Below are 19,807 nucleotides of genomic sequence, written 5' to 3' on the forward strand. Positions count from 1 at the left end.
GTCTGTATAGGTACGCGGGAACCGGCCGCCGTGCTCACCACGTCGGCCGTGCCGACACCCCGCCGTCCACCACCAGGTCGTGGCCCGTGATCCAGGAGGCGAGGGGCGAGGCGAGGAACACGCAGGCGTCGGCCACGTCCCGCGCGTGGCCCAGGCGGCCGGCGGGGACGGCGTCGAGCCAGCGGCGCACGCCGTCCGGCCAGACCTCGGCGAGGCCGTCGCGGTCGATGAGGCCGGGCGAGACCGTGTTGACGCGGATGCCTCGCGGGCCGTACTCCAGGGCGGCCGCGCGCGCGTGCATGACGACGGCGGCCTTGGCGGCGCTGTAGTGGGCGTGGCCGGGCGCGGGGTGGCCGGCCTCGATGGAGGCGATGTGGGTGATGGTGCCGCCGCCGTGCTCGCCCAGGTGCCCGGCGGCGGCCTGGGTGCAGGCGAAGACGCTGGTGAGGTCGGTGTCGACGACCGTGCGCCACTCGGCCGCCGTCATACCGGGCAGGGGCTGGACCGGCTGGACGGCCGCGTTGTTGACGACGGCGGTGAGACGGCCGCCGGACCAGTCGGTCGTCTCGCGGACCAGCCGGTGGCACGCCTCCTCGTCCGTCAGGTCCGCCCGCAGTACGACCGCCTCGCCGCCCAGGGCGCGGATGCGCTCGGCGACGTCGCCGGCCGCCCGCACGGCCGTACGGCAGTGGAGGGCCACCGCGGCGCCCTCCTCGGCGAAGCGCAGGGCGATGGCGCGGCCGATGCCGCCGCCCGCGCCGGTCACGAGGGCGGTCTGTCCGTCGAGCAGGGTCATGGGCGGCACAGTTCCGCGATCCGGGCGGCCTCGGCCGGATAACGCGCCGCGAGCTCCCCCGCGTCGCCGTGCTCGTAGCCCTCGTAGGTGAATCCGGGGGCCATGGTGCAGCCGAAGAAGGTCCACGCGCCGCCGGGTGTCACCCGGGCACCCATCCAGGTGCCGGCGGGCACGGTGAGCTGGACGTGCTGTCCGGCGCCGAGCGCGGGCCCCAGGACGGCGGTGCGGGTGGTGCCGTCGGGGGCGAGGAGCAGGAGGTCGAGCGGGTCGCCCAGGTAGAAGTGCCAGATCTCGTCGCTGGGCAGGCGGTGCAGGGCGCAGAAGTCGTCCGCGGTCAGCAGGGCCACTATGGCGGAACCCTCGGGGCGGCCGTCCGGGCGCCCGGGTCCTGCCCAGGTCTGCCGGAAGAGGCCGCCCTCGCGGGGGATCGGCTGCAGGCCGTAGTGGGCGATCAGCTCGTCAGGCGTGGTCACCCGGGAAGGCTACCTCCCGTTCCAGAAAGGCCAGTTGGGCGCGCTTCTCGGGCAGGTACACGTCGGGGAGGTCGACCTCGGGGAGCACCACCTGGCGGCCTTGCCCGAATCCGTGGCGCTCGAAGCGGGCGATCGCCTTGGTGTTGCGTACGTCCGGGTCCACCACGACCCGGCGGCGGTCCAGGCCCAGCAGGACGTACGAGGCCATCGCGGTCAGCAGGGCCGAGGTCCAGCCGGGGCGCGGGCCGGACGCGGGGGCGGGGGCGAGCAGGAGGTGGACGCCGATGTCGCCGGGGCGGACCTCGTAGCACGCGCCGACCCGGTCGGCCTCGGGCTCGTAGGTCTGGAGCAGGGCGGCCGGTTCGCCGTCCTTGGTGACGAGGTGGGCGTGGTGGGTGTCGAGGGTGGCCATGTGGGCGTAGGTCTCGGCCACTTGGGCCCGGGTGAGACCGGTCATGCCCCAGAACGCGGCGCGCTCCTCGCTCACCCAGGCGTGGACCGTCTCCGCGTCGCCCGCCGGGTCGAGGGGGCGGATGCGGACGGTGCCGAAGCCGGCGATGTGCTCCTCGTGGACGCGGGTGTACGGGTCAGTCATCGGTCTCCTCGGTGTGTTCGAGCGTGAGCAGGGTCCAGTCGGTGACGACCGGGGCCAGTTCTCCCTTGAGCCACAAGGGGAGTTGGTCGCGGTGGTGCGGGGTCCCGGAGACACCGTCGGCACCGAAGGGGACCACCCAGCGGCTGTTCTCGCGGCGGGCCAGGTCCCAGACGTAGCGGGCGGCCGGGCCGCGGGCCGCGAGGTCGGTGAGGCCGGGGACGGCCGAGGTGCACAGCACGCAGTCGTGATCGCCGGCCAGGCCCGGTTCGTCGTACGGCTCCCCCGGCAGCGCCTTCCAGGGGGCGAGGCGGTGGGTGTCGGCCCAGGTGCCGGACGGCGGTGCGGCGGCGGTCTCTTCCACGGCGGCGCGGACGGCGGCGGCGCGGTCGATGCCGTACAGCTCCGGTGCGCGCAGGAGGTGTTCGAGGGCGTGGCCGACACGGGGCGCGAGGGCCAGCCAGGGGAGCAGGACCTCGGGGTAGGCGGGGGGTTCGGTGAGGGCGGCGAACGCCGGGTGCGCGGCGAGGCGGCGTACGACCGCCGTGCGTACCGCCGCGAAGGCGGCGGCCTCGGTGCTGTCGGCGTCCATGTGGCGGTTCCAGGACAGCAGGCGGTCGCGGAGGCGGGCCGCCTCGGGGGTGAGGTCGTCGAGGGCGGCGAGGTGGTCGAGGAGGGGGGCGGCGGAGGCGAGGAAGGTGTCGGTGTGGATCGAGGGGAGGTCGGCGGCGGACCAGGTGCGGCGTTCCTGGAGGAGGGTGCGGATGCGCTCGGCGCGGTGGGGCGGGGCGAATTCCACGCCGAGAGGGGTTGCCGGGCCGCGCTGGTTGGCCATGACGGCGATGCCGTCGGACAGGCCGGCGTACGGGGTGTCGTGCCAGCCGTCCCATGCGTGGCCGGGGCGCCAGGCGGGCACGAGACGGAGGCGGTTGGGCTCCGCCCGCCGGGGCACCTTGCCCGCGACACGGTGCAGGAGGCCGCCCTCGGTGTCGGCGGCCTGTACGACGTTCACCGGCTCGGCCCAGGAGTCGAAGGCGGCGTCGACGTCCTCGACCCGGCGGGCCCGCAGGAGGGGGAGGAGGGCGCTGAAGCCGAGGTCTTCCGTGACGCGGGGTGGGTAGCGGAGGGCCAGGGCGACCGCCTCGGCTTCGCCTTCGGCGCATCCGTTCCCATCCGCACCACCCGAGCGGCTTTCGTCGTCGCGTGCGGGCGGCCCCTGTGGGGCGTCCTCATCGTCGGCGGCTCGCGGATCACGAGCAGACCCGGCCGCTGCGAGAACCCCAGCCTCCGCACTCACACCGGCGACCCCCGCCTCCGGGCCCTCCGACCGCCGCCTGTCGGCAATCCCCGCTTCCAGCCCGTCGAACGCGCGCTCGCCGGCCCTCGCCCCCACCCCTTCGGGCCCACCGCCGTCACCCCCCGCCCAAGGCCCCTCGAACCCGGGCTCGGCAACCCCCGGCCGCGACCCCTCGGACCCACCACCGGCAACCCCCGCTCCGAACCCCTCGGACCGGCCATCGGCACCCCCCGCCCCGAACCACTCGGGCTGCCTGTCGGTGGCTGTCGCCGCGGGCCTCTCCGGCTCGCCTCGGACGACTCCCCTCTCCAGTCCTTCCGGCCCCCCGGCGATCACCGGGCCCCGCTCCGTCTCGATCAGTTCGATCTCGGTCGGGGGCTCACCCGCCACCTCCACCGTCTCCGTGTGGCGCAGTGCCCGGTGCCAGAGGCCGTCCGGGCCCAGGGCCTCCACGCCGGCCCCTGTGCGCCGCAGGCGCTCCCGGTAGAGGTCCTGGTAGTCGGCCATCGCGTTGGTGATGGACCAGGCGACCGTGCCGGTGTGACCGAAGTGGGCGATGCCGGGGACGCCGGGGACGGCCAGGCCGATGACGTCGAACTCGGGGCAGGCGAGGTGGATCTGCTGGTAGACGCCCGGGTCCTCGATGAAGCGGTGCGGGTCGCCTGCGATCAGGGCGTGGCCGGTGTCGGTGCGCGCACCGGAGAGCAGCCAGCCGTTGCTGCCCGCGGTGCCGGGACCGTCCGTGGCGAACAGGGCGACCGCCTCGGGGCCCAGGTGCCGTATCGCCTCCTCGCGCCAGAGCTTGGCGGGGAAACCGGCGAACAGGATGTGCGTGCCGAGCCAGATGCCCAGGGGGGTCCAGGGCTGCCAGGAGGTGTGCACCAGGCCGGTCCGGGTGAACTCGGGGGCGCGGGCGGCGCCCTGGGGCAGGCCCTCGTTGACGCCGTCCACGTACGACCGGACCCAGTCCGCGGTCTCCGGGTCCCGTCCTTCCAACGCGGCGAAGCAGCGCCTCGCGGTGTCCTCGAGCCGGGCCCGGCGGGCGAACACGTCCCAGGGGAGGGCGGCCGCGCCGAGGAAGGAGGCGGAGGTGCCCTGGAAGCGGTGCCGTTCGACCTCCAGTTGCCAGGCGCGGTCCAGCGCGGTGACGCGGCCCTGGGCGCGGGCGAGTTCGCGGGCGCTGGAGGCGCGCAGATGGGGGATGCCCCAGGCGTCGCGGTAGGTCTCGGTGGTCACCCTGGGGCACCCCTTCGCTTTAGGTTAGCCTTACCTAAGATATCGGTGGAGGAATCGTACGCGAGGGGCGGAGGGGCCATGGGGCAGGGGCGGGGCTGGGAGGGAGCGGTCCTACGGCTGCTGCGCGCGAAGGACTTCGTGTGCACGGTCACCGGGGCGGAGGACGTCACCCCGCACTACCGGCGACTCCGGCTGAGCGACGGCGGGCTGCTCGCCGCGACCGGTGTGCACCCGACGATGTGGGTACGGCTGTGGTTCTCCGACGCCGGCCGCCCGCACCAGCGGGCCTACACGCTGGTCGACCCGGACCCGGAGACCGGCACCTTCGGCCTGGAGTTCGCGCTTCACGAAGGGTGCGCCTCCGACTGGGCGCGGTCCGCGCGGCCCGGCGACACCATCGAGGCGACCGTCCAGGGCACCGGGTTCCAGGATCCCGATCCCGCCCCCTCGCATCTCGTCGCCGTCGGCGACCCGGCCTCGCTGCCCGCGATCAACTCCCTCCTCGGCGCCCTGGGTTCCGTCCCGGCGACGATCTGGTTCGAGGGCACCCTGGACGGCCTCCCCCGCCGGGCCGATCCGTCCCGCCACGAGATCCGCGAGGTGCCCCGCCGCGACGCGGGCGCCCCTCTCGCCGAGCGCGTCCGCGCCGAGCTGCCCGTCGTGCTCGACGGCACCCCCGACCCGTACGTCTGGATCGCCTGCGACACGGCCACGACCCGCGCACTCGCCTCGTACGTGCGCAGGGACCTGGGTGTGCCGAAGAACCGGGTGCACGCCCTGGGGTACTGGCGGGCGTCCTGACGGCGCAGGCGGGATCATCGACCCATGGACGTCACCCTGCATCTCGCCCAGGACCCCGAGGCCGACGCGCTGCTCGGGCGCAGTCCGCTCGCCGCGCTCACCGGAATGCTGCTGGACCAGCAGATCCCCATGGAGTGGGCCTTCAAGGGGCCCGCGACCATCGTCGGGCGGATGGGCGCCGAGGACCTGGACGCGCACGAGATCGCGGTCATGGACCCCGAGGCCTTCGCCGCGCTGCTCTCCGAGAAGCCCGCCGTGCACCGCTATCCGGGCTCGATGGCCAAGCGGATCCAGCAGCTGTGCCAGTACCTCGTCGAACACTACGACGGGGACGCGGAGGCGGTGTGGCGGGGCGTCGGCAGCGGGGCCGAACTGCTGAGGCGCCTTCAGGACCTGCCGGGGTTCGGCAAGCAGAAGGCACAGATCTTCCTCGCCCTGCTCGGCAAGCAGCTGGGCGTGCGGCCCGAGGGCTGGCGGGAGGCCGCCGGGGCCTACGGCGAGGAGCGGTCCTACCGGTCCGTCGCCGACATCACCGGGCCCGAGTCGCTGGCCAAGGTGCGCGCCCACAAGCAGGAGATGAAGGCGGCCGCCAAGGCCGCCAAGGCCGCGGGGAAGTAGGGCCCGGCCGAGGTCTGTTCAGCCGGTTGGCCCATCCCGGTGGCGGGGTCCGCGCGGGCGCGCCAAGCATGGAGCATGAGCGAGGCACCCAGCGGTGGCCCCACCGGGGGCCGGGAGTACGACGACCGGAACGTCCACGCGGCCCAGGGGCAGCACGGACACCATGAGCCCGAGCCGCCGTTCGAAGGCCCCCTGCACGCCCTGTCCCGGGCCGCCTGGCAGGTCGTCCTGGGCACCGGCGTCGCCTCACTGATCCTCGGTGTCCTGGTGCTGGTCTGGCCGGGACCCTCCCTGGCCGTCGCAGGTGTCCTGTTCGGCGTGTACCTCGTCGTCAGCGGCGTCTTCCAGCTGATCGCCGCCTTCGGCACCCACAAGACGACCTCGCTGCGCGTGCTCGCCTTCATCAGCGGTGCCCTGTCGATCCTGCTGGGCCTGTTCTGCTTCCGCGGGCCCATGCAGTCGATCCTGCTGCTCGCCCTGTGGATCGGCATCGGCTGGCTGATCCGCGGGATCACCCAGACCCTGGCCGCCGCCTCCGACGGCCGTATGCCCGCCCGCGGCTGGCAGATCTTCCTCGGGATCGTCACCTTCATCGCCGGGATCGTGCTCATCGACTCGCCGTTCAGGTCGGTCGCCGTGCTGACCGTCGTCGGCGGCTGCTGGCTGGTGGTCGTCGGCATCGTCGAGATCGTCACCGCGATCCGCATCCGCGGCCGCGCCCACCGGATTCCTCGTACGTTGTGACCGCCGCCGTCAACGTGACGCCCCGCGGATACGCCGAGCGGGCGTATCTCGGCGTCCGGGTGATGCGCGCCGCGCCTCCCGTGGGCAAGTGACCGGCGTGAGCACCGCACGCCGCCGCCCGCCGCGCCCGCACGCCTGGCTGCGGCTGCTCGTGCTGCTGCTCGCCCTGCTGGTGCCCGGCACCCACGCCCAGGCCCAGGCGGAGCCCACGCCGACCGCGCTCGCCGAGACCGTCGAGTCCGTCGAGCACGACGCCCTCGACACGCTCGTACGGCCGCCCGCCGGTGCCGTGCACCGGGCCGACGCGCCCGAGCGCCCCGCGCCCCTGTCCGATCCGGCGCCCGCACGCCCGGCGGCGCGCTCGTGCCCGGCCGTGCCGCGGCCGCCGTACACCCTGCCCCTGCTGCGCACCGTGGTCCTGCGCTGCTGACGAACGCCCGCTTCCGCAGGCCTGTCAGCTCGACGCAAGGAACACAGCCATGCCCATCGACCCGTACGCGGTCCTGCGCGCCCTGGTGCGCGCGGAGGCCCGGCGCAGCGCACTGCCCCCGTCGGAATCGAGGAAGACACAACCGCAGCAGCCGGCGAAGAAGGACGCCGGCTGACGCGCCGGCGGAGGCGGGCTACCGTCTCCGCCGGGCCGTGCCGAAGAGCGAACGGGTGATCTCACGGCCGATCTGCGTGCCGACCGAGCGGGCCAGGGACTTGAACATCCCGCTGCCGACCACCTGTTCCACCAGCGACGGCTCCTCCTCGGGCGCCTTCGCCCCCGGGCCCCGGGGAGCCGCCGTGGTCCGGGGTGTCTCCCGGGTGGCCCCCGCCCGCTCGGCGCTCAGCCTCTCGTACGCCGACTCGCGATCCACAGCCTGTGCATAACGCCCGTGGAGCGAGGACTCCCGCACCGCCCGGTCCAGCTCGGCCCCGTCCACCGGGCCCATGAGGGACCGCGGGGCGCGCAGCCGGGTGGCGGCGACCGGGGTCGGGGCGCCGTTCTCGCCGAGCACGGTCACCACCGCCTCGCCGGTGCCGAGGCCGGTGAGAAGTTCCTCCAGGTCGTAGGCGGAGTCCGGGAAGCACCTCACCGTCGCCTTCAGGGCCTTCCGGTCGTCCGGTGTGAAGGCCCTGAGCGCGTGCTGGACCCAGTTGCCGAGCTGGCCGAGGACGTCGGACGGAACGTCCTCGGGGGTCTGCGTGACGAAGAAGACGCCGACTCCTTTCGAGCGAATCAGGCGCACCGTCCGGGTGATCGAGTCCAGGAACGCCCTGGACGCGTCACCGAACAACAGGTGGGCCTCGTCAAAGAAGAACACCAGCTTCGGCCGGTCGGCGTCGCCGATCTCGGGCAGGTCGTGGAAGAGGTCGGCCAGCAGCCACATCAGGAACGTCGAGAAGAGCAGCGGCCTGTCCTGGACGGCGGGGAGTTCCAGGACCGTCACGAGGCCCCGGCCGTCCGGCGCCGTCCGCAGCAGATCGGCCGTGCCGAACTCCGGCTCGCCGAAGAAGTCCGCCATGCCCTGTGCCTCGAACGCGGTCAGGGAACGCAGGATCACCCCTGCCGTGGCGGTCGACAGGCCACCGATGTCCCTCAGCTCGGCCCTGCCCTCGTCGGAGGTCAGGAAGGCGACGACCGCCCTGAGGTCCTTGAGGTCGATCAGCTCCAGGCCCTTGGTGTCGGCGTAGTGGAAGATCAGGCCGAGGGACTGCTCCTGGGTCTGGTTGAGCCGGAGCACCTTCGACAGCAGGACCGGGCCGAAGCCGGTGATCGTGGCCCGCACCGGGATGCCGTGGCCGAGCCCGCCGAGCGAGAGGAACTCGGCCGGGAAGCCGGCCGGCGTCCACGGTTGACCCACCTCGGCGGCGCGCCCGTGGACCCGGTCGTCCGCCTGGCCGGGCCGCGAGATGCCGGACAGGTCGCCCTTCATGTCCGCGAGGAACACCGGCACGCCCTGTGCGCAGAGCTGCTCGGCGATCAGCTGCAGGGTCTTGGTCTTGCCGGTTCCGGTGGCACCCGCGACCAGTCCGTGCCGGTTGAGCACGGAGAGGGGGACGCGCACCGGTGCCTCCGGGTGGCACCGCCCGTCCCAGAGGAGGGCGCCCAGGTCGAGGGCGGGGCCGGTGAAGGCGTACCCGGCGGCGATCTGCCGAGCCCCGGCGGGGAGCGTGTCTGCGTCACTCATCTCCGGCCCCTGTTCCCGATAATCCCCGGTATGCCCGTTTGGCTACGGCTTTTCCAGCGTCGCACTGCGTCGCCATGGCTGCGCCCGGAACGTCTTGACCGGTAGGCTTTCCGTGTGATCTTCAAGCGCATCGGAAACGGCCGGCCGTACCCCGACCACGGCCGGGAAAGCACCCGGCAGTGGGCGGACGTCGCACCGCGCCCGGTCCGCCTCGATCAGCTCGTGACGACCAAGGGGCAGCTCGACCTGGAGACCCTGCTGGCCGAGGACTCGACGTTCTACGGCGACCTCTTCGCGCACGTCGTGAAGTGGCAGGGCGACCTGTATCTGGAGGACGGCCTCCACCGTGCGGTCCGTGCCGCCCTCCAGCAGCGCCAGGTGCTGCACGCGCGCGTGCTCGAACTCGACTGACCCGGGTGCGGCACGGGGTGGTTGACCCTTTCGGGTTCCGCTGAGCGGCCTCGACTGATCATCTAATAGGCATCACCGCCCAGGCGCACTACGCTGCGCCCATGAGCATGCTGACTCCCCCCGGCATGGGCGGCCAGTACCGGATCACGGGGGGCAAATACCCTCGGATGCGCCCTCGTCGGCGGCGCGGCAGGCTTGCGTTCGCCGCGGTGGCGTCCGTCACCGCGCTCGGTCTGACGGGCTGGGGCACTCTGCAGCTCATCGACATCTTCACGGGCGGCACCGAGAAGTCCTCGGCGGCCGGCTCCAAGAAGGACTGCCGCCCGAAGACGGATCCCGCCGCACAGGTCAGGGCGCTGCCCAAGCCCGGCGAGATCACGGTGAACGTCTACAACGCCACCCCGCGCACCGGGCTCGCCAAGGCCACCGCGGACGAGCTGAAGAAACGCGGCTTCAAGATCGGTGACGTGGGCAACGCCGGCAAGGACTTCGACAAGAAGATCAAGGGCACCGGAATGCTCCTCGGCCCCGACTCCGCGCTGAACACCTCGCTGCCGGTGCTCGCCACCCAACTGGCCGACGCCCAGCGCCGCACCGATGCCGGGCGCAAGGGCCCCGCCCTCGACCTGATCCTCGGCGACAGCTTCAAGTCCCTGACGAGCCGCCCGGACGCGACCAGAGCCATGACGGCCCTGGCGGCCCCTCAGCCGACGGCGACAACGGAAAAGAGCTGCTGAACAAGCGTCCCATCAGGGGCGCGGGGCTGTGTCGGTATGCGGCTCCGCCGCGTGGGCGCGACCAGCCACGACAAACCCGCACCCCTGCGGCGCTAAGGCCTATTCAGCGGCCCCATACAGCCGATCGCCCGCATCCCCGAGCCCGGGCACGATGTACCCGTGCTCGTTGAGGCGCTCGTCGACCGCCGCGGTGACGACCGTCACCGGCGTCCCCGCCAGTTCCCGCTCCATCACCGCGACGCCCTCGGGCGCGGCGAGCAGAACGACCGCGGTCACATCGTCGGCGCCCCGCTTGATCAGCTCCTGGATGGCCGCCACCAGCGTGCCGCCCGTGGCCAGCATCGGGTCCAGGACGTACACCTGGCGCCCCGACAGGTCCTCCGGCATGCGCGAGGCATAGGTGGAAGCCTGGAGCGTCTCCTCGTTGCGGATCATGCCGAGGAAACCCACCTCGGCGGTCGGCAGCAGGCGGACCATGCCGTCCAGCATGCCGAGACCGGCCCGAAGGATCGGGACGACCAGCGGGCGGGGGCGGGCCAGCTTCACGCCGGTGGTCCGCTCGACCGGGGTCTGGATGTCGACGGCCTCGGTGCGTACGTCCCGCGTGGCCTCGTAGGCGAGCAGGGTGACCAGTTCGTCGGCGAGCCGCCGGAAGGTCGCGGAGTCGGTGCGCTGGTCGCGCAGCGTGGTGAGCTTGTGGGCGACCAGGGGGTGGTCGACGACGTGGAGACGCATGCCCATAACAGTAACGGTGCTGGACGGCCCCTCGCTCTGGCATCAAACCGCCCATCCGAGGGAAAGTGGGAGGGACGGACCGGGGGTGGTGTGACTGTGTCTGACCTGCCTGACCACGAGACCGACGCCGTCGAACCCGGGCGGCCCCGAACGGAGCAGCCCGAGACGGACGCCGAGCGCCGGCGCCGCCGCGCCCAGTTCCTGCGTGACCTCGCCGAAGCCCGCGAACTGCGCGCCCGTGTCCAGCCCCGGCGCGCCAAGGCGGCCCGGCTGCGCCACGCCATGCGGATGCGAACGTTCCGCTGGTAGGCGGGACCGGCGTACGGTCGGGGATGACGAGCCCGCCGGAAAGAACCCGGTAAGGAAGATCGACGCCCGCGCCGGTGCTTTGGCGGTGGGGGTGCGTGTCCGCCTGGAAAAGCCGCGTACGATCCGCAAGTGGCGGCAACAAGCGCGCTGGTGGATCGTGTGCCCTCCAGTTCGGACGCACGATCAAAACAGCCAGACACAGGGAGCCGAAGACGTCCCCTGAGCGCCTTGTTTCTGCCACGATTCCGAGTGGGTGGGGCTCGGAGCACACGCTCTCCCCGCCCAAGAACCTCCGCCGGGGGGACCCCCAACCGGCACGCCTATGACCAGTGGGAGAGTCACGGTGTACTTCGCCGCACTGCTCGCGCGCACCGAAGACGGGTGGGAAGCGAGCGACACAGAGCTCGACGATGTGGAGACCCTGTCGGATCTGGCCGACCTGGCCCGGGAATCCTCTCCCGAAGAGGACACGGTGCTCGTCCTGATCGAGCAGGAGGACGCCTGGTTCGGCGTCGTCCGCGTGGACGGCGAGGACGACCCTCGCATCTACGTCTCGGACGCGGCCGCCGCCGCCCGCAGCGCGTACGGCGAGCTTCTGCTCACCGACGAACTGCTGGGCCGGGAGCCCGGCGCCGACGACGGCCCCGACCTGGACTCCTTGGACCTCGACGGCACCGAGGACGGTGAGTCCGAGGACGCGGACGACGAGGACGGCCCGGCCTCCGACGCGGTGCCGCACAGCCCAGTGGGCGACAGCGAGATCCTCGACGACCTGGGCGTCAGCGAGAAGGAGCTGCGCGCGCTGGACGCCGAGGACGCGCTGGGCGCCATCGCCGAGGCCCTGGGCGCCTCGGAGGTGCTGGAGACCGTCCGCTGACCGCGCCACACGACCGTTCCCCGGCCGTGCCCGGGGACACGCGGTGGATCCCTGACCCGGTGCGCGACCGCTGGCGGCCCGCGATGCGGCTCGCCCTCGACGAGGCCTCGCTGGCCGTCGGGGGCGGGGACGTCCCCGTCGGCGCCGTCCTGCTGTCCCCGGACGGTACGACGGTGCTGGCGGCCGGGCACAACGAGCGCGAGGCCACCGGCGACCCCACGGCCCACGCGGAAGTGCTGGCGATCCGGCGGGCCGCCGCGCTGCTCGGGCAGTGGCGGCTGACCGGCTGCACGCTGGTCGTCACGCTCGAACCCTGCACGATGTGCGCGGGCGCGCTGGTCCAGTCCCGGGTGGACCGGGTGGTCTACGGCGCCCGGGACGAGAAGGCGGGCGCGGCCGGCTCCCTGTGGGACGTCGTACGCGACCGCCGGCTCAACCACCGGCCCGAGGTCGTCGAGGGCGTCCTGGCCGAGGACTGCGCACGGCTCCTCACGGAGTTTTTCCGGGATCGCTGACAGGATCGCTGACGGGATCCCCGTCGGTGATCCCCGCGGGGATCGCTGACGGGATCACCGAATACCGATTTCAGACCATGCCCCACCTTGCTGTAGGGTCTCCCTCGGTAGCGTGTCCGAGCGGCCGAAGGAGCTCGCCTCGAAAGCGAGTGTGGCGCAAGTCACCGAGGGTTCAAATCCCTCCGCTACCGCTTGAGAAGGGCCCCGTCGCAAGACGGGGCCCTTCGTGCGTCCGCTCCGCTTCCCGTGCGGCCGGACGGCAAGAGACCTCGGCGGGCGGGCCGTTGGCCCCGGCACAGGGCGTGAAGGTTACACTCGCCGCCGGCAACAGGGGCCCACGGGGCACAGGCACAGGGAGGCCGCGGTGGCGGTGAACGCCAAGAAGATCGCCGTGTACGTGCTCGTGGTCTTCGCGCTGTACGTGATCATCACGGACCCGGCCAAGGCCGCCGACTATGTCCAGATAGGCTTCGAGGGCATATCGGACGCGGCCAAGGCCATAGGCGACTTCATGACCTGGATCGCCAACGGAGGAAAGAGCTGAGGTACATCCCATGATCCGCCACCTGGTCCTCTTCAAGCTCAACGAGGGCGTCGAGCGCGACGATCCGCGGGTCGTGGCGGGTGTCGAGGCCTTCGAGGCGCTCGGCGGCCAGATCGAGGAGCTGCGCGTCTGGGAGTGCGCCTGGAACATCAGCGACCGGCCGATCGCCTACGACTTCGCGATCAACTCGGCGGTCGAGGACAAGGACGCCCTGAGGCGTTACCTGGAGCACCCGGCCCACCAGGCGGGCGTCGCGCTGTGGCGCGAGCTCGCCACGTGGGTGATCGCCGACTACGAATTCTGAGCCCTCGCGGCACAAGCCCCCCGCCGGAACGGCGGGGGGCTTTCTTGCATTTATGACCCAACTTGCCGCCGTTTAACCGCAACACGGCGTTATCGGGTGCTTGCACACAGTGCACATGTCTTGTGATGCTATGACCGCTTTTGACGGATGGTTGATCGATGAAGAGGTGGCGTTGACCGTGTCGGCCAGTACTGCGCCACCCCAGGAGGAGGCGACCACCCCCGCGCCCACGTCCCCGGCCGCCGCCCCTCCGGCCCCCGAGAAGCGCCGCGGCGCCGACACCCGCGCCCTCACCCAGGTCCTCTTCGCCGAGCTCAAGGAGCTCAAGCCGGGCACGCCGGAGCACCACCGCGTGCGCGGGGCGCTCATCGAGGCCAATCTCCCGCTCGTGCGCTACGCGGCAGCCCGCTTCCGCTCCCGCAACGAACCGATGGAGGACGTCGTCCAGGTCGGCACCATCGGCCTGATCAACGCCATCGACCGCTTCGACCCGGACCGGGGCGTGCAGTTCCCCACCTTCGCCATGCCGACCGTGGTCGGCGAGATCAAACGGTACTTCAGGGACAACGTCCGCACGGTCCACGTACCGCGCCGGCTGCACGAGCTGTGGGTCCAGGTGAACAGCGCGACCGAGGACCTCACCACGGCCTTCGGGCGCTCGCCGTCCACCGCCGAGATCGCCGACCGGCTGCGGATCAGCGAGGAGGAGGTGCTCTCCTGCATCGAGGCGGGGCGCTCGTACCACGCCACCTCGCTGGAGGCCGCACAGGAGGGCGACGGGCTGCCCGGACTGCTGGACCGGATCGGTTACGAGGACCCGGCGCTGGACGGCGTGGAGCACCGGGATCTGGTCCGCCATCTCCTCGTCCAACTCCCCGAGCGAGAACAGAGAATCCTTCTTCTGCGCTACTACAGCAATCTCACCCAGTCACAGATCAGCGCGGAACTCGGTGTGTCGCAGATGCACGTATCGCGGCTACTCGCGCGTAGCTTCCAACGGCTGCGGTCCGCGAATCGGATCGAGGCATAACCGGCGCACAGAAGCACGGTCCGGAACACACCAGATCGCACCGGATCGCAAGCAGGATCGATTCGTAACCGGCGAGAGCGAATCGCTCACCAGCGCTCTTCCCGACAGTTGTGCGCCGAAAAACCGTCAGACCCCTTCTTTCCAGGGCCGATTCGCATCCGGTGTGTCGACATGTCACTACAGCGTGTTGCCGACATGTGACATTCTGCGGGAAGCGCGTTTGCCGGGGCCCCGGCTCCGGTATTCAGGTGAAGGCTGCGTTGCCCGAAGCAGCGCCGCCGCGACCGTCCCGCGACCCAAAGGGGGTGGCATGTCCGCAGAACAGGGCAGCTCGAAGGTGCTCACGCCCACGAGCGAGACAGCGCCCAAGGAGCTCGACGCTCTCGACGTGCTCGATGACGTCACGGCGCTCGAAGCCGTGCCGACCCCGGCCGTCGAGGCCGCCGCCCCTCTCCCGGCGCCGCCGGCCGTGGCGGACATCGACACCCGCACCCTGTCCCGCTCCCTGTTCCTGCGGCTCGCCGCACTCGACGAGGACAGCCCCGAGCGCGCCTACGTCCGGGACACCCTGATCGAGCTGAACCTCCCCCTCGTGCGCTACGCGGCAGCCCGCTTCCGCTCGCGCAACGAGCCGATGGAGGACATCGTCCAGGTCGGCACGATCGGCCTGATCAAGGCGATCGACCGCTTCGACTGCGAACGGGGCGTGGAGTTCCCGACGTTCGCGATGCCGACGGTCGTGGGCGAGATCAAGCGCTTCTTCCGCGACACCTCGTGGTCGGTCCGCGTCCCGCGCCGGCTCCAGGAGCTGCGCCTGGCCCTCACCAAGGCCAGCGACGAGCTGTCCCAGAAGCTGGACCGCTCCCCGACGGTGACGGAGCTGGCCACGGTCCTCGGCGTCTCCGAGGAGGACGTGGTCGACGGCCTCGCGGTCGGCAACGCCTACACCGCCTCCTCCCTCGACTCCCCGGCCCCCGAGGACGACGGCGGCGAGGGCTCGCTCGCCGACCGCCTCGGCTACGAGGACAGCGCGCTGGAGGGCGTGGAGTACCGCGAGTCCCTCAAGCCGCTGCTGGCCAAACTCCCGCCGCGCGAGCGCCGGATCATCATGCTGCGCTTCTTCGCCAACATGACCCAGTCGCAGATCGGCGAGGAGGTCGGCATCTCCCAGATGCATGTCTCCCGGCTGCTGACCAGGACTCTGGCGCAGCTGCGCGAGGGGCTCATCTCCGACTGAGCGCTCCGCCGGGAGTGACGCGTCCCCGAGGGTTCCTATCTGACGGGACGTCAGCCACCATGGCGGGATGCTTCGTTCCCGGACCCCTCGCACGACGACATGGACACAGGGCCGCCGAGGCGCCGTTGCGGCAGCGTCGGCGGCCGTCGTGTGCCTGGGGGCGACCCTGGCCGCGTGCGGAGGCGGGAGCAGGGACGGGTATGTGGCGGTGGGCGGTGTGCCAGGGCCCGGAAGTGCGACGGCGGCCGGTCCGACGGGTGCGGTGCGGATGGTTCCGCTGGACGGACCGGGCGAGAACACCAAGTCACCGTCCGCACATGCTTCTTCGGGCCCCACCTCGGCGCGGACCCCGGCGCCCGACACCAACACCGCCCCGACCCCGACCCCGGCCCCGGCGGCCGGGACCGCCGGCCCCGCCCCGAGCCCCACGGGCGAGGGCACGACCGCCCCGCGGCCCTCCTCGCCCCCGCCAACTCCCCCGCACACGACGCCCGTCACGCCCGCCGACCTCGGCTGGGGCGACCCCAAGCGCCAGGACACGGATCGGCGCTGGTGCGAGAAGGTGACCGTCGCCTTTCACAACTCCGGCGGGACGGCCGTGCGTTCGGGCACGGTGACATTCGGTACGCACATCATCGGCGCGCTCGGCATCGACTGGGGGACGGTCGAGTCGACCGTGGACCTTCCGGTGCCGATCGCCGCGGGCGCGCGAAAGAGCCCCACCTGGACGGTGTGCGTCGACGCCTGGCGCGTACCGCTCGGCATGCACATCGAGACGCGGGACGTCTCCGTCCGGTGGAGCTAGTACCCCAGGGGGTACGTTCTACATGAAGGCCAGTGCGGCCACCGCGGCGACGACGACCACGGCGACGACGATGCCGACGATCAGGCCGATGCGCGGACCGGAGGAGGCGGCCGCCTGCTGACGGCCTCCCTGGGGAGCCTCGTCGACGAACGCGCGGAACATCTGGGTGCTGCCGGCGGGGTCGTAATTGCCCTGGGGGCCCTGGGTGTTAGCCATGGCCCGAGACATTAGCGAATCCAGGTGAGCGACCCAAGGGCGGGGCCACCGGGACAGACGGGGGCACCTCACCCGCACCCACCTGGGAATTTACATTCGCAATACTTGCCTTTGCCAAGTTTTTGCGCCGCCTGGCCCGGATTTGTTTGCCTGTAGCAACCAACCTCCCCTATGGTTGCTTCAAGCAACGATTCCGGGAGGTGTGATGGCCGAGCAGGCGCAATTCGAAGAGCTGGCGCGCCAGCTCAGTGCCGTCGGAGCCGTGAAGCGGGACCTCGGGCGCATCCTGCCGCCCGACTGCCCGGCCGGCTCGGCCGCCGTGCTGACGCTGCTCGGCCGCCACGGCGACATGCGCATGAGCAAGCTCGCCGAGCTGCTCGCCGTGGACATGTCGGTCACCAGCCGGCATGTCGCGCACGTCGCCGCACGCGGCTGGATCGAGCGGTCACCGGACCCCGCCGACAAGCGCTCGCGCATCCTGCGCCTGACGCCCGCGGGGCTGGCGCAGCTCGACGAGCTGTCCCAGCGGACCACCCATCTGCTCGCCGAGCGGCTGGCCGACTGGACCGACGACGAGGTCGGCCAGCTCATCCGGCTGATGACGCGCCTGCGTGCGTCCTTCGGCGACTGCCGGTCCGCCCCGCTCCGGCACGCCTCCGCAGTCGCCCCCGTAATCGCAGAGACCACCCGTACACCCGCAAGCACGTAAGAGAAGGAAGCCCATGGCAACGACCACACCAGCCGGTGTGCGGGCTCACGCCAAGCACGGGGGAGGTTCCCCGGCGGACCACGCCCCGATGTCGCACCGGCAGATCATGGAGGCCCTGTCCGGGCTGCTGCTCGGCATGTTCGCCGCCATCCTGTCCTCCACCATCGTCTCCAACGCCCTGCCCAAGATCATCAAGGACCTCGGCGGCGGTCAGAGCGCCTACACGTGGGTCGTCACGGCCGCGCTGCTGGCGATGACCGCCTCCACCCCGATCTGGGGCAAGCTCGCCGACCTGGTCAGCAAGAAGGCGCTCGTCCAGATAGCCCTGGTCATCTACATAGCGGGCTCGATCGTCGCCGGTCTCGCGCAGAACCCGGCCATGCTGATCGGCGCCCGGGTCATCCAGGGCCTCGGTGCCGGCGGTCTGACCGCGCTGGCCCAGATCATCATGGCCGCGATGATCTCCCCGCGTGAGCGGGGCCGGTACTCCGGCTACCTCGGCGCGACCTTCGCCGTCGCCACCGTCGGCGGCCCGCTCGTCGGCGGCGTCATCACCGACACCGACTGGCTCGGCTGGCGCTACTGCCTGTTCGTCGGTATCCCCTTCGCGCTGATCGCGCTGCTCGTGCTGCAGAAGACGCTGCACCTGCCGGTCGCCAAGCGCGAGGTCAAGGTCGACTGGGCCGGTGCCTTCTTCATCACCGCGGCCGTCAGCCTGCTGCTGATCTGGGTCACCTTCGCCGACGACAAGTACGACTGGCTGTCCTGGCAGACCTACACGATGGTCGGCGGCGCGCTCGCCCTCGCCCTGATCTTCCTCTTCGTCGAGACGAAGGCCAGCGAGCCGATCATCCCGCTGTACCTCTTCAAGAACCGCACGATCGCGCTGGCCTCGGTCGCCTCGCTCTTCGTCGGCATCGCGATGTTCGCCGGCACGGTCTTCTTCAGCCAGTACTTCCAGCTGGCGCGGGACAAGTCCCCGACCATGTCGGGTGTCATGACGATCCCGATGATCGCGGGCCTGTTCGTGTCCTCCACGGTCTCCGGCCAGGTCATCACCAAGACCGGCAAGTGGAAGGCCTGGCTGGTCACCGGCGGTGTGCTGCTGACGGCCGGTCTGGGTCTGCTCGGCACCATGCGGTACGACACCGACTACTGGAAGATCGCGATCTTCATGGCGGTCATGGGCCTCGGCATCGGCATGATGATGCAGAACCTGGTCCTGTCCACCCAGAACCAGGTCGCCCCGCACGAGCTCGGCGCCGCCAGCTCGGTCGTCACCTTCTTCCGGTCCCTCGGCGGCGCGGTGGGCGTCTCGGCGCTCGGCTCCGTGATGACGACCCGGATCACCCACTACGCCAAGGACACGATCGGCCAGCTGAAGCCCAAGGAGCAGCTGGCGGCCGCCAAGGCCAGCGGCTCCGGTCAGCTGCCCGACATGGACCGGCTGCCCGCGCACATCCGCAGCTGGCTGGAGGGCGCGTACGGGCACGGCATCGCCGACATCTTCCTGTACATCACGCCCGTCGCCTTCCTGGCCTTCCTGGTCACCCTGTTCATCAAGGAGGTCCCGCTGCGGACGTCCGGCGCGCTGGCCCAGGCCGCGCAGGAGAAGGCGGGGCAGCTCGCGGAAGCCGCCGCCCCGGCGGCGACGCTTGTCGAGAACGCCGAGCACGCCGAGAACGCGGCGGCCGTGGAGAACGTGGAGAACACCGTGCAGGAGCCCGCACAGGAGAAGGTGCCCAGCTGGGCCCAGCCCGTCGTCCCGGCGGACCGTTTCCAGGAGGTGCCGGCCACCGCCACCGCCGCCCGGTCGACGACCGCCGTCGCCACGCTCGCCGAGCCCGGTGCCTTGGGCGGCACCCCGGTGCACGGCTTCGTCCGCGGCGCCGAGAGCGCCCCGGTCCCGCAGGCCGCGGTCACCCTGATCTCCCTGGGCGGCCGCCAGCTGGGCCGCTCGGTCGCGCAGGCCGACGGTTCCTACGGGCTGGACGCCCCGGGCACGGGTTCGTACGTGCTGATCGCCTCCGCCGACGGCTACCAGCCGCAGGCCTCCACGATCGTGGTCGGCGAGGAGCCGCTGGCGTACGACATCCTGCTCAGCGGCACCAGCGGGCTGACCGGTGTGGTCCGGGCGATCGGGAGCGCGCTGCCGGTCAAGGACGCGATGGTGATCGTCACCGATGTGCGCGGGGACCTGCTGGCCACCGCCGCCACCGGTGAGCAGGGCGAGTTCGCCTTCACCGACCTGGTGCCGGGCGCGGTGACCGTCGCGGTCAACGCGAACGGGTTCCGCCCACGCGCCCTGCCCGTCGAGGTCGCGACGACCGGGATCACCCGGATCGAGGTCGACCTGGACGCCGGCGCCCGGCTGCAGGGTGTCGTCAAGGCCCCGCACGGTCCGCTGGCCGACGCCCGCGTGACGCTGGTGGACCAGGCGGGCAACGTGGTCGGCACCGCCACCACCGGTTCGGACGGGGCGTACGCCTTCACCGACCTGAGCGGCGGCGAGTACACCGTCATCGCGACGGGCTACCCGCCGGTGGCCACCGCGCTGACCGTCTCCGGCGCCGGAGCGGACGGCCACGACATCGAACTCGCCCACCCCGGCGAGTAGTCCGACCTCCGGCCCGTGGTGCGCGCA

Annotated in this window: 24 protein-coding genes and 1 tRNA gene; 18 read left to right on the forward strand and 7 right to left on the reverse strand. The window is 71.8% G+C overall.

Going from position 1 to position 19,807, the window contains the following annotated elements; all coding sequences use genetic code 11:
- Positions 1 to 34: 34 nt before the first annotated feature.
- From AVL59_RS46460 to AVL59_RS46475, 4 genes are read right to left on the reverse strand one after another with little or no spacing between them, the layout of a single operon-like run.
- Positions 35 to 796, reverse strand: coding sequence for an SDR family NAD(P)-dependent oxidoreductase (locus AVL59_RS46460; protein WP_067316457.1), 762 nt, complete (start codon positions 794 to 796; stop codon positions 35 to 37).
- Positions 793 to 1,269, reverse strand: a complete 477-nt coding sequence (locus AVL59_RS46465; protein WP_067316459.1) for a cupin domain-containing protein — start codon at positions 1,267 to 1,269, stop codon at positions 793 to 795. Before AVL59_RS46465 ends, AVL59_RS46460 begins: the two co-directional genes overlap by 4 nt.
- Positions 1,256 to 1,864, reverse strand: a complete 609-nt coding sequence (locus tag AVL59_RS46470; protein ID WP_067316461.1) for a GNAT family N-acetyltransferase — start codon at positions 1,862 to 1,864, stop codon at positions 1,256 to 1,258. The genes AVL59_RS46465 and AVL59_RS46470 overlap by 14 nt, the downstream gene beginning before the upstream one ends.
- Complete coding sequence (locus AVL59_RS46475; RefSeq protein WP_237281836.1) at positions 1,857 to 4,394, reverse strand: penicillin acylase family protein; 2,538 nt, start codon at positions 4,392 to 4,394, stop codon at positions 1,857 to 1,859. The genes AVL59_RS46470 and AVL59_RS46475 overlap by 8 nt, the downstream gene beginning before the upstream one ends.
- 78 nt (positions 4,395 to 4,472) lie before the next feature.
- On the opposite strand from AVL59_RS46475, the gene AVL59_RS46485 reads away from it, so the two are divergent.
- The 5 genes from AVL59_RS46485 to AVL59_RS55810 all read left to right on the forward strand — a co-directional run bounded on the left by AVL59_RS46485 (position 4,473) and on the right by AVL59_RS55810 (position 7,162).
- The gene (locus AVL59_RS46485) at positions 4,473 to 5,195 is read left to right on the forward strand and encodes a siderophore-interacting protein (RefSeq protein ID WP_067316463.1); all 723 of its coding nucleotides are present in this window, start codon (positions 4,473 to 4,475) and stop codon (positions 5,193 to 5,195) included.
- 24 nt (positions 5,196 to 5,219) lie between these two features.
- Complete coding sequence (locus tag AVL59_RS46490) at positions 5,220 to 5,813, forward strand: HhH-GPD-type base excision DNA repair protein (protein ID WP_067316465.1); 594 nt, start codon at positions 5,220 to 5,222, stop codon at positions 5,811 to 5,813.
- Positions 5,814 to 5,888: 75 nt separating this feature from the next.
- Entirely contained in the window at positions 5,889 to 6,557 is a 669-nt protein-coding gene (locus AVL59_RS46495; RefSeq protein ID WP_067316467.1) for an HdeD family acid-resistance protein, read from the forward strand.
- A gap of 97 nt (positions 6,558 to 6,654) precedes the next feature.
- Positions 6,655 to 6,987 (forward strand): hypothetical protein, encoded by a 333-nt coding sequence (locus tag AVL59_RS46500; protein ID WP_067318567.1) that lies wholly within the window; start codon positions 6,655 to 6,657, stop codon positions 6,985 to 6,987.
- 49 nt (positions 6,988 to 7,036) lie between these two features.
- Complete coding sequence (locus AVL59_RS55810; RefSeq protein ID WP_257785117.1) at positions 7,037 to 7,162, forward strand: hypothetical protein; 126 nt, start codon at positions 7,037 to 7,039, stop codon at positions 7,160 to 7,162.
- Between the two features lie 18 nt (positions 7,163 to 7,180).
- Here the strand turns inward: AVL59_RS55810 and AVL59_RS46505 are convergent, their stop codons facing one another.
- Complete coding sequence (locus tag AVL59_RS46505; RefSeq protein ID WP_067316469.1) at positions 7,181 to 8,734, reverse strand: helicase HerA-like domain-containing protein; 1,554 nt, start codon at positions 8,732 to 8,734, stop codon at positions 7,181 to 7,183.
- Between the two features lie 114 nt (positions 8,735 to 8,848).
- On the opposite strand from AVL59_RS46505, the gene AVL59_RS46510 reads away from it, so the two are divergent.
- Positions 8,849 to 9,145, forward strand: coding sequence for a type II toxin-antitoxin system VapB family antitoxin (locus AVL59_RS46510; RefSeq protein WP_003999914.1), 297 nt, complete (start codon positions 8,849 to 8,851; stop codon positions 9,143 to 9,145).
- A gap of 101 nt (positions 9,146 to 9,246) precedes the next feature.
- Positions 9,247 to 9,882, forward strand: a complete 636-nt coding sequence (locus AVL59_RS46515; protein WP_237281837.1) for a LytR C-terminal domain-containing protein — start codon at positions 9,247 to 9,249, stop codon at positions 9,880 to 9,882.
- A 99-nt stretch (positions 9,883 to 9,981) separates the two neighbouring features.
- On the opposite strand, the gene upp is transcribed toward AVL59_RS46515, so the two are convergent.
- Positions 9,982 to 10,617, reverse strand: a complete 636-nt coding sequence (gene upp / locus AVL59_RS46520; protein ID WP_067318569.1) for a uracil phosphoribosyltransferase — start codon at positions 10,615 to 10,617, stop codon at positions 9,982 to 9,984.
- 96 nt (positions 10,618 to 10,713) lie between these two features.
- Here upp and AVL59_RS46525 point away from each other — a divergent pair, with 96 nt between their 5' ends.
- From AVL59_RS46525 to AVL59_RS46565, 9 genes are all read left to right on the forward strand, one after another.
- On the forward strand, positions 10,714 to 10,926 hold the full coding sequence (locus AVL59_RS46525; RefSeq protein ID WP_372450375.1) for a hypothetical protein: 213 nt from the start codon (positions 10,714 to 10,716) through the stop codon (positions 10,924 to 10,926).
- 343 nt (positions 10,927 to 11,269) lie between these two features.
- On the forward strand, positions 11,270 to 11,803 hold the full coding sequence (locus tag AVL59_RS46530) for a tRNA adenosine deaminase-associated protein (protein ID WP_067316473.1): 534 nt from the start codon (positions 11,270 to 11,272) through the stop codon (positions 11,801 to 11,803).
- Between the two features lie 83 nt (positions 11,804 to 11,886).
- Positions 11,887 to 12,318, forward strand: coding sequence for a tRNA adenosine(34) deaminase TadA (tadA, locus tag AVL59_RS46535; protein ID WP_067318573.1), 432 nt, complete (start codon positions 11,887 to 11,889; stop codon positions 12,316 to 12,318).
- A gap of 106 nt (positions 12,319 to 12,424) precedes the next feature.
- A tRNA-Ser gene (locus AVL59_RS46540) sits at positions 12,425 to 12,509 on the forward strand.
- Positions 12,510 to 12,682: 173 nt separating this feature from the next.
- Positions 12,683 to 12,862, forward strand: a complete 180-nt coding sequence (locus AVL59_RS46545) for a hypothetical protein (protein WP_067316475.1) — start codon at positions 12,683 to 12,685, stop codon at positions 12,860 to 12,862.
- A gap of 10 nt (positions 12,863 to 12,872) precedes the next feature.
- Positions 12,873 to 13,166 carry a Dabb family protein gene (locus AVL59_RS46550; protein WP_067316477.1) on the forward strand — a complete coding sequence of 98 codons (294 nt, stop codon included), beginning with the start codon at positions 12,873 to 12,875 and terminating at the stop codon, positions 13,164 to 13,166.
- A 130-nt stretch (positions 13,167 to 13,296) separates the two neighbouring features.
- Positions 13,297 to 14,196 carry an RNA polymerase sigma factor SigF gene (locus AVL59_RS46555; protein ID WP_079147314.1) on the forward strand — a complete coding sequence of 300 codons (900 nt, stop codon included), beginning with the start codon at positions 13,297 to 13,299 and terminating at the stop codon, positions 14,194 to 14,196.
- 310 nt (positions 14,197 to 14,506) lie between these two features.
- Positions 14,507 to 15,433 (forward strand): RNA polymerase sigma factor SigF, encoded by a 927-nt coding sequence (locus tag AVL59_RS46560; protein ID WP_067316482.1) that lies wholly within the window; start codon positions 14,507 to 14,509, stop codon positions 15,431 to 15,433.
- A 268-nt stretch (positions 15,434 to 15,701) separates the two neighbouring features.
- Positions 15,702 to 16,238 carry a hypothetical protein gene (locus AVL59_RS46565; RefSeq protein ID WP_308281832.1) on the forward strand — a complete coding sequence of 179 codons (537 nt, stop codon included), beginning with the start codon at positions 15,702 to 15,704 and terminating at the stop codon, positions 16,236 to 16,238.
- 18 nt (positions 16,239 to 16,256) lie between these two features.
- Here AVL59_RS46565 and AVL59_RS46570 read toward each other — a convergent pair whose 3' ends face one another.
- Positions 16,257 to 16,454, reverse strand: a complete 198-nt coding sequence (locus AVL59_RS46570) for a hypothetical protein (RefSeq protein WP_067316487.1) — start codon at positions 16,452 to 16,454, stop codon at positions 16,257 to 16,259.
- Positions 16,455 to 16,659: 205 nt separating this feature from the next.
- On the opposite strand from AVL59_RS46570, the gene AVL59_RS46575 reads away from it, so the two are divergent.
- Entirely contained in the window at positions 16,660 to 17,163 is a 504-nt protein-coding gene (locus AVL59_RS46575) for a MarR family winged helix-turn-helix transcriptional regulator (RefSeq protein ID WP_067316489.1), read from the forward strand.
- Between the two features lie 88 nt (positions 17,164 to 17,251).
- Positions 17,252 to 19,780: an MFS transporter gene (locus tag AVL59_RS46580; protein WP_067318575.1), complete on the forward strand. Its 2,529-nt coding sequence runs from the start codon at positions 17,252 to 17,254 to the stop codon at positions 19,778 to 19,780.
- Positions 19,781 to 19,807: the final 27 nt, after the last annotated feature.

Origin of the sequence: Streptomyces griseochromogenes (assembly GCF_001542625.1) — a bacterium.
In the GTDB taxonomy this organism is placed as follows: Bacteria; Actinomycetota; Actinomycetes; order Streptomycetales; family Streptomycetaceae; genus Streptomyces; species Streptomyces griseochromogenes.